Source organism: Bradyrhizobium sp. 61, assembly GCF_023073075.1.
Classification (GTDB): domain Bacteria; phylum Pseudomonadota; class Alphaproteobacteria; order Rhizobiales; family Xanthobacteraceae; genus Bradyrhizobium; species Bradyrhizobium barranii.
The window spans coordinates 381,309-393,399 of record NZ_JADPIU010000064.1; the positions used below are offsets into that span (position 1 = coordinate 381,309).

The following is a 12,091-nucleotide window of genomic DNA, read 5'->3' on the forward strand; positions in this document are numbered from 1 at the left end:
TGTCCGGCGATAGCAATTAGTTGTCGCCGGGACGCGATTTGCGCCTCAGCGCTCGACGAAGGCCTTTTCAATGACGAAATGGCCGGGCTGGCTGTGGTTACCCTCGACAAAGCCGCGCGCGGCAAACATCGCGGGGAGTTCCTCGAGCATCGCCGGGCTGCCGCACAGCATGATGCGGTCGGTCTCGATATCGAGACCGGATTGGCCGATGTCGTCGAACAGCTGATTGGAGGAGATCAGATCGGTGATGCGGCCGCGATTCCGGAACGGCTCGCGGGTGACGGTCGGGTAGTAGACGAGCTTGTCGCGGATCAGGGGGCCGAAGAACTCGTGATTGCGCAGGCCGTCGACAAGGTGCTCGCCATAGGCAAGTTCCGAAACCTGGCGGCAGCCATGGGCGAGCACGATGGTCTCGTAATTCTCATAGACGTCGGGGTCCTTGATCAGGCTGGCGAAGGGCGCGAGGCCCGTGCCGGTCGAGAGCAGCAGCAGGCGCGTTCCCGGGATGAGGTTGCCGGTGATCAGCGTGCCCGTCGCCTTCCGGCCGACCAGGATGATGTCGCCTTCCCGGACCTTCTGGAGGCGCGAGGTCAGCGGACCGTCCTGCACCTTGATCGAGAAGAATTCGAGCGCCTCCTCGTGATTGGCGCTCGCCATGCTGTAGGCCCGCATCAACGGCTTGCCCTCGACTTCCAGCCCGATCATCGCGAACTGGCCGTTCTGGAAACGGAAGCCCGGATCGCGCGTCGCGGTGAAACTGAACAGCGAGTCGGTCCAGTGCCTGACCGACAGAACCGTTTCCTTCTGAAATGCGCTCATGGTCTCTCCTTGGCCATCGATGGCGCACAAGGTTTCGGAGAGAGCGGAGTCCGGCAATTCGGAAGTGAAATTCCCGGTCGATTAGTTTCACATTTGGTGGGCGGTGACTGAAGAGGAGGCAGACGGCCACGCGTCCGCGCTGGCAATTAGTTGCTATTCGTGCGCGCCCGCGCCGACATAGAAGGAAGCTGGAGGTTCGTCATGACCATGACCTTGGTGGCGCCGACTGTGGCGGCCTATGAAGCCAGCGCCGATCTCGCGACGCTCGTCGTCCGCACCACACAGGACGATGTGGTCGGAATCGCTGCCGAGCAGCTCCGTCTCTCCTGCAAATGCGCTCACTGCACTCGCGCCCGCTTCGACGATCGCTTCCCCGAACGCTTTCCCGGCATCGCCATCACCGAGATCGGCGATCTCGGCTACGGGCTGAACATCTCGTTTTCGGATGGGCATAACAGGGGGATTTATCCGAAGCCGTATTTGCTGAGCTTGGTGGGGCGGTAGGGGTTCGACCGTTCCCCTTGCTCCGTTGTCATTCCCCGCGAAAGCGGGGAATCCAGTACGCCGCGGCCTATCCGTAACCCATTGCTGCCTCTGGAATACTGGGTCGCCCGGTCAAGCCGGGCGACGACAGCGGAGTAAAGCTGGCACGGACATTGCTCCTCTTTAGAACGATTTGAACGTTCCGGAGGCAAACGATGTTGCAGGCGGCCAATGTGGTTCGCGGGACGGTTCCCGCAACGGTCCGGCCTGCCGGAGGCTCCTCGCTGCTGCTGACCGAGAACCAGCAATGGATCGGCGGACCGCCACCGCTGATGGACAAGCTGTCACCGCGCGAGCGAGAGCTGGTGCTGAAGCAGGGCCGGCGAAAGGTGCTCAACCGCGGCCAAACGCTGTTCAGCCAGGGCGGCAAGCATGACGGCATCTGGCTGATCGAGAGCGGCCGCATCCGCGTCTTCTACACTTCGCCGCTCGGACGCGAGATCACGCTGGCCTATTGGCATGTCGGCAATTTCGTCGGGGGGCCCGAAGTGTTCGAGGGCACCGTGCATCAATGGTCCGGCGTCGCATCCAGCAATTGCAGCGTCGTGCATCTTCCCGGAAAGGAATTGCGGTCACTCGCCGTGGAGATCCCGAACCTCGCCATCGGCCTCATTGAAGGCCTCACCTTCAAGGGCAAATGCTATTCGGCGCTGGCGCAGATGCTGGGAACACGCTCGATCACCCAGCGCCTCGCGCACCTGCTGCTGCACCTCGTCGAACTCGACGGCGTCGAGGATGCCGACGGCCGGGTGATCGCGGCGGCCTTCACCCATGCCGACATCGCCCACATGGTCGGCGCTACCAGGCAATGGGTCACGATCAGCCTGAAACGGATGCAGGAGAAGGGAATCGTCGTCACCAAGCGCTCGCAGATCGTGGTGTGCCGGGCCGACGCTCTCGAGGAGATGCGCGGCCAGAGCGGCGACTAGGGTCGATGCACAGGCAAGTGGCTTTATAGTGCAGGACTGCCCAAGGAGTATGCAATCAGCTTTTCCCGGCAACTAATCGACTGCGGCGGTCACTCCGGATTTGCCCTGCCCGCGGCCTCACCCAATCATGGCAACCACAGCACATCCAACCGAATGAGGATGAGAATGGTCCGCCATCTTCCCACGCTCTCGATCGCGATGTCGGTGACCTCGCTGGCGCTTCTGATCGCGCAGCCGGCCCTGGCGGAAACCGTCACGCTCGGCATTGGAACGCAGGACACCACGACCAACACGGTGACCGCCGGCGTCGTCATCCGGCAGCTGCATCTCCTCGAGAAATATCTGCCGAAGGACGGCAAATACGCGAACATCAAGTTCGAGCTGGAGTGGCAGAATTTCACCTCCGGCCCGCCCGTCACCAACGCGATGATGGCGAACAAGCTGCAGATCGGCATGATGGGCGACTATCCGCTGATCGTGAACGGCTTCACCTTCGAGAGCAATCCGGAGAGCAAGAGCCGCCTGATTGGCGTGGCCGCCTACAGCCTGTCCGGCTCGGGCAACGGGCTCGTCGTCCACAAGGACTCGCCCTATTACGATCTCGCCGATCTCAAGGGCAAGCTCGTCAGCGTGCCGTTCGGCTCCGCCGCGCACGGCATGGTGCTGAAGGCGATGCAGGACCGCGGTTACGCCTCCGACTTCTTCCAGCTCGTCAGCCAGAGCCCGGAGGTCGGCTCGACCAATCTGCAGGAGAAGAAGATCGACGCGCACGCCGACTTCGTCCCCTTCGCCGAGCTGTTGCCGTTCCGCGGTTTCGCGCGAAAAATCTTTGACGGCGTCGAGACCAATCTGCCGACCTTCCACGGCATCGTAGTCCGCACCGATTTCGCCGAGAAATACCCTGAAGTCGTCGTTGCCTACTTCAAGGCGCTGATCGCCGCCAACCAGTGGCTGCGCGACGATCCCAAGCTCGCCGCGGAAAAGATCCAGGAGTGGACCGGCATCAACAAGGAAGTCGTCTATATCTTCCTCGGTCCTAGCGGCAACATGACCACCGATCCCACAGTGAAGCCGGCGCTGATCGACGCGGCCGCGACCGACGTCAAGGTGCTGCAGAATCTCGGCCGCATGAAGGAGTTCGATCCGAAGAAGTGGGTGGATGATTCCTACATCCGCAAGGCCTATGCCGAGATGAAACTCGACTATGACACCCAGCTTGCGAGCACCAGGAATTACGAGATCACGGGCGAAGACTCGTTCTGCAAGAAGCCGATCACCGACCCGCGCAAGGCCGGCGAGGTCTGGGTCGACGATGCCGGTATCCTGCCGTTTGCGTCCGCAGCATGCACGTTAGGGGCCTATGCCGACTTCAAGGCCAAGGGCAAGAAGATCAACGTCGCCTACGTCTTCGACACCACGCGCGGCATCAAGCTGTTCGCCGACCAGGCCTTCTTCGCGGTCGGCAACGGCGAGGTCGCGCCGTTCCTGCTGAAGAAGGACGCGGAAGGCTATGCCGCCAAGATCGGCGGCAAGGTGCTCGGCTTCGACGACGCGGTGAAGGCTGCGGTCGGCGGAGGCAAGACGTGAGCAGTCCCGCCCTCGTCAGACATCCCGAGGACAGCATGCCGGCAGCAACCGCAATCGCCGAGGCGGGCCCCGTGCCCGCCCCTTCCCCGCCCGCGACACCACCTTCCTTCGGCACGCTTGCGCTGCGCTGGTACCGGCTCAATCGAGCGGGGCTACGCGCGACGGCGATCGGCATCATATCGCTGCTCGCCTTCCTGCTGGTCTGGCACCTGCTCACGACCTATCGCGTCGTGTTCTTCGTGCGTTTCACCAATGTGCCCTCGCCGCTCGCGGTCTATGCCAGCTTCACCAAGGCGATCCACGATCCCAAATTCCTGCTGCACATCCTCTTGAGCTGCCGGCGCATCTTGTTCGGCTTCTCGCTCGCGGCGGTGGTCGGCGTGCCGCTCGGCCTGATCATGGGCCGCTTCAAGCTGGTGCACGAGATCATCTTCCCGGTCGCCGAGGTGCTACGGCCGATCCCGGCAATCGCCTGGGTGCCGATGGCGATCATGCTTTGGCCGACCAACGAGCAGAGCATCGTCTTCATCACCTTCCTCGGCGCATTCTTCCCGATCCTGGTCAACACGCTGCATGGCATGTCGCTGGTCGATCCCGTGCTGGTGCGCGCCGCGCAATGTCTCGGCGCGCGAGAACGGTCGATCTTCCGCGAGGTGTATTTTCCGGCGTCGATGCCGCACATCTTCACCGGCCTCACCGTCGGCATGGGCGTGGCCTGGGTGTCGCTGATCGCCGCCGAGATGATCTCGGGCCAATACGGCATCGGCTACTTCACTTGGGAGGCCTATTCCCTTGTCCAATATGCCGACATCGCGCTCGGCATGATCGCGATCGGCGTGCTTGGCCTTGGATCGAGCCTGCTTATCAGGGGCGCCGGGCAGTTGGTGATGCCGTGGAGGCTGAAATGAACGAAATCCTGACCAAAGCACCGCAGGGCCATATCGAGGTCAGGAATTTCTCCCTCAGCTATGAAAGCATCGAGGGGCCGGTTCAGGCCGTCACCGACACGCAGATTCATGTGAGGCCCGGCGAGTTCGTCTCGATCGTCGGGCCCTCCGGCTGTGGAAAGTCGACGCTGCTCAATGCTGTCGCGGGATTCCTCAAGCCGACCACCGGTGTAGTCACGGTCGACGGCGAGCGGGTCAACGGCCCCAGCGCCGAGCGCGGCATGGTGTTTCAGCAATATTCGCTGTTTCCGTGGAAGACGGTGCGGGAGAACGTCGAGTTCGGCCTGAAGATGCGCGGCATGGCGCGCTCCCAGCGCGAGCGCGCGGCGCGCACGCTGCTCGGGCTCGCGGGGCTCGAAGCGTTCGAAAAACATTATCCGGAAAAACTCTCCGGCGGCATGAAGCAACGCGTCGGCATCGTCCGCGCGCTCGCGACGGGACCGAAGGTGTTGCTGCTCGACGAGCCCTTCGGCGCGCTCGACGCGCAGACGCGCGTCATCATGCAGCAGATCCTTACCAACATGTGGCAACGGCTGAAGATCTCGGTGCTGTTCGTCACCCACGACATCGATGAAGCCATCTTCCTCTCCGACCGCGTCTACTGCATGACCGCCCGCCCCGGCTCGATCAAGGCGGAAATCCCGATCCCGCTGGAGCGGCCGCGGCAGCAATCGATGATGATGTCGTCGGAGTTTTTGGCGCTCCGCCGCGGGCTGATGTCGCTGATCCGTGAGGAGAGCCTGAAGGCGATGGGCGGCGAGATCAGCGACATGGGCATGCAGGGGCTGAACATCGAGCTGCATGGGCATTCGCTGGCGGATGTGATTTGATTCACCTCGCCCCGCTTGTGGGGACGACGATCTCGTAGGGTGGGCAAAGCGAAGCGTGCCCACCATCTTGGTCGCACGCTGAGCCGAACGGTGGGCACGTCGCTTCGCGCCTTTGCCCACCCTACGGCACCATGTTCCCCCTCACTTGAACCAGTGCACCAGCGCGATGCTGATCCCGAGCAGCAGCATCAGCGACAGTGTCACGGCGGCCGTCACCCGGCCCCCGACATTCGCCAGCACCTTCACGTCGACGCCGAGGCCGAGCGCGGCCATCGAGACCACCGTCAGGAAGCTCGTGATCTTCGTCACCGGCCCGACCACCGTGCCCGGCACGATCTCCAGCGAGCGCAGGGTCGCCAGCGCAAGGAAGCCGAGGATGAACCAGGGGACCAGGCGGAAGAAGCCGACATTGGATTTCTTGGCGCCGGTCTGCCAGCGCGAGGCGACCAGGGAGAGACCGACGACGACGGGTCCGAGCATCAGCACGCGCATCAGCTTCACCAGCGTGCCGATCTGCGTCGAGACGAGCCCGGCCGGGACCGTTGCCGCAAGCACCTGCGGCACGGCGTAGACGGTGAGGCCTGCGAGGATGCCATATTGCGTGGCCGACAATTGCAGCAGCGGAATCAGCAGCGGCAGGCCGAGGACCATCATGACGCCGAGGATCGCCGTAAAGGAAATCGAGGACGCGATCTCGTCGTTGTTGGCGCCGATGATCGGCGCGACGGCGGCGATCGCGGAATTGCCGCAGATGGAATTACCGCAGGCGATCAGGATCGAGAGCCGCGTCGACAGGCCCAGCATGCGACTGAGGCCGAAGGAGACGCAGAGCGCGATCACGACGACCGCGGCGATCGATGCCAGCAGTGCCACGCCGGAAGCCGCGATGGCGGCGAAGCTGATCGAGGCCCCCAGCAGCATGACCGCAACTTCGAGCAGCTGTTTGGCGCTGAAGGCGATACCGGCCTGCCAGCGCGGCGCCGGTTTCCAGAAGCTGCGCAGCGCCATCCCGAGCAGGATCGCCATCACCAGCGCTTCGACATAGGGGTGCTCGAAGACACCCAGCTCGGCCCGTTCGAGCAAGGCCGAGATACCGGCCACGGCGATGCACAGGAGGATTCCCGGAATCAGCGCCGCAATACGGCTCACGACAGTGGTTGGCTTGGCGTCGGCCGGGTTGGATGCTTGATTCTGCGACACAAATCTCTCCCAGAGGAGAAATATTTATACGCAGTGCTGGCCGATTGGGGAATAAGTTTTCAGCATATCAGGGCCGAGGGAAGTTCTATCCTCAGCCCGGAATAATCGGCTCAGAAGATCAGGCTTTTGGCGAGCGAGGCGACGCGGCTGAAGCTGTCATAGACGCCCGGCTCGAAGAAGGCCGCACGCGCGAGCACGATGCCCGCGACCAGCGACCAGAACACCGTGGTGCCGGCCCGCAGCAGGAGCTTTGACGCGCGCGATCGCGGCTGGGTGTCCGTTGCGGACACCAGCTGCTCGCCGAAGGGCTCAAATCCAGTGCGTTCCATGACCGTCAATCCATCAAATTCTGAATGGAATGTCGTCGTTTCGGCCCCAAACGGCAATGGAAGCGATTGGCGTTTTTGGCCCTCGACGGGGAAACTCCTTCCGTCTGACGAACCCGAGGCAATAGTTTTCTTCTTTGGGCCGGTTTGGCGGTCCGGAACCCGGTTAAAGCGCCAGATAGCGGCGACGGATCGCGTCGTTGGCCTTCAGTTCGTCGATCCCGGCGGCATAGACGATCTGGCCCTTGTCGATGACAGTGGCGTGGCTCGCCAGCCCGAGGCAGAAATGCATGTTCTGCTCGGCGATCAGGACGGTCGATCCGAGCTGGCGGAGCTGCCGCAACAGCTCGCCGATCCGCTGCACGATGATCGGCGCGAGGCCCTCGCTCGGCTCATCGAGCAGCAACAGCGCCGGGTTGCCCATCAGCGTGCGCGCGATGGCGAGCATCTGCTGCTCCCCGCCCGAGAGACGTCCAGCAATGCGATGGCGGAGCGGCTCCAGCAGCGGAAAGACGTCGTAGATGCGCCTGATCGGCCACTCGTCCTGGCCTTCCGGCCCCTTCTTGCGACCGATGACGAGATTGTCCTCGACCGTGTGCTCCGGAAAGATCTGGCGATCCTCCGGCACGAAGCCGAGACCGGCGCGCGCGATATGGTGCGGCTTCTGGCCCGAGATCACCGCGCCGCGCAGGCTGATCCTGCCCCGCCGCGGCGGCGCCAGTCCCATGATCGCTTTCATGGTCGTCGATTTACCCGCGCCGTTGCGCCCGAGCAGCGCCATGGTCTCGCCCTGCCGCACCGAGAGGCCGACGCCGAACAGGATCTGGCTCGTGCCGTAGTAGACGTCGAGATCGGCGACTTCGATAATGGTCGCGCTCATGCGGCGGCCCCCGCATGTTCGGTGCCGAGATAGGCCTCGATCACGGCGCTGTTGCTTCGGATTTCGTCGGGCGTGCCGGTCGCGAGGATGCGGCCGTAGCAGAGCACGACGATCTTTGGGGCGATCTTGAACACGATGTCCATGTCGTGCTCGATGAAGACGACGGTGATTTTCTGCGTCTCCCAGAGCTCGCGCACCTTGTCGATCATGCGCCAGCGCTCCTCCGGGCCCATGCCGGCAGTCGGCTCGTCCAGCAGCAGCACCTTTGGCTCGAGCACCAGAGCGAGCGCAATGTCGAGCAGCTTCTGGTCGCCATGCGACAGCGTCGCGGCGGTGCGGTTGCGCTTGCTCGCCAAGCCCAGCAGCTCCATCACGTGCTCGGCGCGGTCGCGCGTCTCGGGCAAGGGAAAGCGCTTGTGCAGCACCGCGGACGTACGCTGATCGGCGCTGACGGCGGCGAGCATGGTCTCCTGCACCGTCAGCGATTTGAAGATGCTGGCGACCTGGAAGGCGCGGCCGATGCCGTGGCGAACGATCTCCGGCGGCGAGCGGCCGGCGAGATCGATGCCGTCGAGCAGAACCTGACCAGAATCCGGCCTCAAGGCACCCGTAATCAGGTTGAAGAACGTGCTCTTGCCCGCGCCGTTCGGGCCGATCACCGCCGTGAGCGAACCGTCGGGGAAGTCCAGCGTGACGTCGTTGGTCGCCTTCACGCCGCCGAAGGATTTTGCGAGGTTGCGGATCTCGAGCATCGCTAGCGCCCCTCGCGCGCGTCACGCCGGTGCGCGAACCAGTCGGCGACGAAATCCAGCAGGCCTTTGCGCAGGCCCAGCGCGAAGAACAGGATGACCACGCCGAGCACGATGCCGTGATATTCGGTGAAGCGCGTGACGGTGTCGTTGAGCAGAAGCAGCAGCACGGTGCCGACCATCGGCCCCAGGAAGGTCGAGACGCCGCCGAGCATGTTGATGAAGATGCCCTCGCCCGAGATCGTCCAATAGGCGAATTCCGGATAGGCGCCGGAGACGAACAGCGCCATCACCATGCCGCCCATCGACGCAAACAATGCCGCCAGCACGAAGACTGTCAGCTTTGCCCGCCAGACGTCGATGCCGAGAAAGCTCGCGCGCGCGGCATTGTCGCGGATCATGCGCAACGTGTAACCGAACGGCGATTGCGCGATCTGGCGCATCGCGAGCAGGCCGAGGATGAGAAGCGCGCAGCTCGCGACATAGAGATGAACGTGGTTCGCAAGATTGATGCCGAGGAATGTGGGGCGCGGAATGCCGCCACGCAGGCCCTGGTCGCCGCCGGTGAAGGAGGCCCAGGACAGGATGGTCGAGTGGATCAGCATCTGAAACGCGAGCGTGACGAAGGCGAAATAGATATCCTTCAGCCGCACGCAGATCGCGCCGATGATTGCGGCGATTGCCGCCGTGATCGCCAGCGTCGCGACGAAGGCCACGGGAATCGGCACGCCCAGCTTCTGCATGATCAGGCCAAAACTGTAGGCGCCAAGGCCGAAGAACATGCCGTGGCCGAACGAAGTCAGGCCGGTGTAGCCGACGAGCAGATTGAGCGAGGTCGCGAACAGACCGTAGGCCGAGCAGCGGATGACGAAATCGAGCAACGCCTTGCTGCCGGTGAACAGCGGCAGGCTCGCCAGCACCGCGAAGGCAATCACGGCAATCAGCACGTCGCGATAGCGTTGCAGTGCCGCACCGCTACGCACCGGCACCAGCGTTTCGGCGCGTCCGGCCTCGAGCTCGGTCATGCCGCCTCCTTGCCGAACAGGCCGGTGGGCTTGGAGACCAGCACGATCACCATGAACAGGTACATCAGGCCTTCCGTGAACAGGGGAAAGCCGAGCGAGCCGAAGGACCTGATAAGGCCGAGCAGCAGCGCGCCGATCAGAGCGCCCAGGATCGAGCCCATGCCGCCGATCACGGTGACGATGAAGGATTCGATCAGCACCGAAAATCCCATGCCGGGGGTGAGCGAACGCACGGGCGCCGCGAGCGCGCCGGCAAGGCCAGCCAGCATGCCGCCGAGCGCGAACACGCCGCCATAGATCAGGCCGGTATTGATGCCGAGCGCCGAGACCATACCAGGATTATGTGCCGCCGCCCGGATCACCTTGCCGATACGGCTGCGCGACAATCCGATGCCGAGCACGATCGCCACAACGAGCGCGACGCCGATCAGCAGCAGGTAGTAAGGCGGCACCACGCCGCCGGCGATGAACAGCGGCATCACCTGGAACGCCGCGGGCATGCCCATCGACTTGAATTCCGGCCCCCAGATGATGCGCACGACATCGTCGAAGATCAGCACGAACGCGTAGCAGACGAGCAGCTGCATCAGCACGTCGGCGCCATAGACGCGGCTCATGAAGACGCGCTCGAAGATCAGACCGAGAATCGCGGTGCCGGCCGCGCCCGCGAACATCGCCAGCGCGAAGCTCCCGGTGAGCTGATAGGCCGTCATCGCGAAATAGGCGCCGAACATGTAGAAGGCGCCGTGGCTGAAATTGACGACCTTGAGCACGCCGAAGATCAGCGTCAGCCCGACCGCGACCAGGAACAGGAGCATGCCGATGATGAGGCCGCTGGTGGTTTGCGTCACCAGGCAGGCGGAACTGGAGAGGCAGCCGGCGAGCGCGTCGAGATCCACGGGAGCACTTTCATTGCGACGCGCCAGACTTGGCGCGGAGAACCAAATAAAAACGGCGGAGACGGTCGACCGTCCCCGCCGTATGTCACATCAGGTGTAGCCCTTGCTCTTCTTCCACTCGGCCTCGAGCTCGAAGATGGTCTTCCAGTCGCCGGCCTTGACCTCGGGCACATAAGGCTCCTGCGGGATCGTGGTGCCCCAGCCGATGGCGTAGCCGACCAGCGTGTGGTCGTCGCCGCGCATCGTCACGGTACCGTCGGCGCCGAACGGGCACTTGATGGTGAGGCCCTTCAGCACCTCCGCGATCTTCTTGCCGTCGGTGGAGTTCGCCTTCTTCGCGGCCTCAGCGAGGAACATCACCGCCGTCGCGTTCTGCCACGACCAGTTGGTCGGATATTCGTTGTACTTCGTCTTGTAGGCATCGCCCCAGGCCGCGTTCTCCGGCGTGGTCGGGAAGGTCTTGATGTAGCGGTTGCCGGAGTGGATGCCCTTGGGCAGGTTCTTCACCACGGTAAGCGCGGTGTAGTCGGCCATGTTGACCGCGAACACCTCCATCTGGCCGAACATCGCGTAGATGTTGGCCTGGTCGATATAGGAGGTGAGATCGCCGCCCCACAGGCAGGAATACAGCGCCTGCGGCTTGGCCTGGAGGATCTTCGTCACGACTTCGGTGTAGTCGGGCTGGAACAGCTTAGGCCAGGACTCGCTGATAATTTCGACGTCAGGCGCAAAGCGCTTCAGGTACAGCGTGAACTCGCCGGTCGTGTCGCGGCCATAGGCATAGTCCGGCGAGCAGGTCGCCCATTTCTTCAGGCCCTTGGCCTTCGCGATCGAGGCGGCATAGCTGCCGCCGACGATGGAATCGTGGATGCCCTGGCGCACGCAGCGGAACGCGTTCGGGATGTGCTGCTTCGGATCAGCCGTGAGCGAGGACGCCTCCGAACAGGTATGGACGCAGAGCACACCGAGATCGCGCGCGACTTCGTGAACCGCAAACGATCCGGACGACGCCTCGCCGTCGATCAGCCACTCGCAACCATCGGTGTTGACGAGCTCGCGCGCGACGCGGGCGGCTTCCTGCGGCTGCCCCTTGGAGTCGCGGATCACCATCTCGATCTGACGGCCGGCAAGTCCGCCGGCGGCGTTGACCTTGTCGACCTCGAGCATCACCGCATTGCGCGACGACGTGCCGAGCTGCGCGACGCGGCCCGACAGAATCGTCGGCATGCCGATCTTGATGGTCTTGGCTTGCGCGCGCGCCACCCACGGTGCGGCAACACTCATCGCACCGGCGCCCATCAGCGCCAGCGTTGAACGGCGGCTGATGCCCGGCATGCGGGTTCTCGTCATTTTCCCC

Annotated in this window: 13 protein-coding genes; 5 read left to right on the top strand and 8 right to left on the bottom strand. The window is 63.6% G+C overall.

The genetic code is table 11. The features are described 5' to 3' along the window. Positions 1 to 45: 45 nt before the first annotated feature. Positions 46 to 819, bottom strand: a complete 774-nt coding sequence (locus IVB46_RS23490) for a ferredoxin--NADP reductase (protein ID WP_247308639.1) — start codon at positions 817 to 819, stop codon at positions 46 to 48. Positions 820 to 1,026: 207 nt separating this feature from the next. Between IVB46_RS23490 and IVB46_RS23495 the strand changes: the two genes are divergently transcribed. From IVB46_RS23495 to IVB46_RS23515, 5 genes are all read left to right on the top strand, one after another. Further along, positions 1,027 to 1,323 (top strand): gamma-butyrobetaine hydroxylase-like domain-containing protein, encoded by a 297-nt coding sequence (locus IVB46_RS23495; RefSeq protein WP_247309114.1) that lies wholly within the window; start codon positions 1,027 to 1,029, stop codon positions 1,321 to 1,323. A gap of 194 nt (positions 1,324 to 1,517) precedes the next feature. Then, positions 1,518 to 2,291 carry a Crp/Fnr family transcriptional regulator gene (locus tag IVB46_RS23500; RefSeq protein ID WP_247343539.1) on the top strand — a complete coding sequence of 258 codons (774 nt, stop codon included), beginning with the start codon at positions 1,518 to 1,520 and terminating at the stop codon, positions 2,289 to 2,291. A gap of 165 nt (positions 2,292 to 2,456) precedes the next feature. Next, positions 2,457 to 3,878, top strand: coding sequence for an ABC transporter substrate-binding protein (locus IVB46_RS23505; RefSeq protein WP_247308634.1), 1,422 nt, complete (start codon positions 2,457 to 2,459; stop codon positions 3,876 to 3,878). Then, on the top strand, positions 3,875 to 4,786 hold the full coding sequence (locus IVB46_RS23510) for an ABC transporter permease (protein WP_014496619.1): 912 nt from the start codon (positions 3,875 to 3,877) through the stop codon (positions 4,784 to 4,786). The genes IVB46_RS23505 and IVB46_RS23510 overlap by 4 nt, the downstream gene beginning before the upstream one ends. Beyond that, positions 4,783 to 5,655 carry an ABC transporter ATP-binding protein gene (locus IVB46_RS23515; RefSeq protein ID WP_247308632.1) on the top strand — a complete coding sequence of 291 codons (873 nt, stop codon included), beginning with the start codon at positions 4,783 to 4,785 and terminating at the stop codon, positions 5,653 to 5,655. The genes IVB46_RS23510 and IVB46_RS23515 overlap by 4 nt, the downstream gene beginning before the upstream one ends. A 141-nt stretch (positions 5,656 to 5,796) precedes the next feature. On the opposite strand, the gene IVB46_RS23520 is transcribed toward IVB46_RS23515, so the two are convergent. The 7 genes from IVB46_RS23520 to IVB46_RS23550 all read right to left on the bottom strand — a co-directional run bounded on the left by IVB46_RS23520 (position 5,797) and on the right by IVB46_RS23550 (position 12,084). Continuing rightward, positions 5,797 to 6,855: a putative sulfate exporter family transporter gene (locus IVB46_RS23520; protein WP_038941923.1), complete on the bottom strand. Its 1,059-nt coding sequence runs from the start codon at positions 6,853 to 6,855 to the stop codon at positions 5,797 to 5,799. A 110-nt stretch (positions 6,856 to 6,965) separates the two neighbouring features. Beyond that, entirely contained in the window at positions 6,966 to 7,184 is a 219-nt protein-coding gene (locus IVB46_RS23525; protein WP_063984492.1) for a hypothetical protein, read from the bottom strand. Positions 7,185 to 7,347: 163 nt separating this feature from the next. Then, positions 7,348 to 8,061 (bottom strand): ABC transporter ATP-binding protein, encoded by a 714-nt coding sequence (locus IVB46_RS23530; protein WP_247308630.1) that lies wholly within the window; start codon positions 8,059 to 8,061, stop codon positions 7,348 to 7,350. Next, on the bottom strand, positions 8,058 to 8,813 hold the full coding sequence (locus IVB46_RS23535) for an ABC transporter ATP-binding protein (protein WP_247308627.1): 756 nt from the start codon (positions 8,811 to 8,813) through the stop codon (positions 8,058 to 8,060). The genes IVB46_RS23530 and IVB46_RS23535 overlap by 4 nt, the downstream gene beginning before the upstream one ends. A gap of 2 nt (positions 8,814 to 8,815) precedes the next feature. Then, the gene (locus tag IVB46_RS23540; RefSeq protein WP_247343541.1) at positions 8,816 to 9,835 is read right to left on the bottom strand and encodes a branched-chain amino acid ABC transporter permease; all 1,020 of its coding nucleotides are present in this window, start codon (positions 9,833 to 9,835) and stop codon (positions 8,816 to 8,818) included. Then, positions 9,832 to 10,734: a branched-chain amino acid ABC transporter permease gene (locus IVB46_RS23545; RefSeq protein ID WP_063984496.1), complete on the bottom strand. Its 903-nt coding sequence runs from the start codon at positions 10,732 to 10,734 to the stop codon at positions 9,832 to 9,834. The genes IVB46_RS23540 and IVB46_RS23545 overlap by 4 nt, the downstream gene beginning before the upstream one ends. A gap of 90 nt (positions 10,735 to 10,824) precedes the next feature. After that, positions 10,825 to 12,084, bottom strand: coding sequence for an ABC transporter substrate-binding protein (locus tag IVB46_RS23550; protein WP_247308623.1), 1,260 nt, complete (start codon positions 12,082 to 12,084; stop codon positions 10,825 to 10,827). Between the last annotated feature and the right edge of the window lie 7 nt (positions 12,085 to 12,091).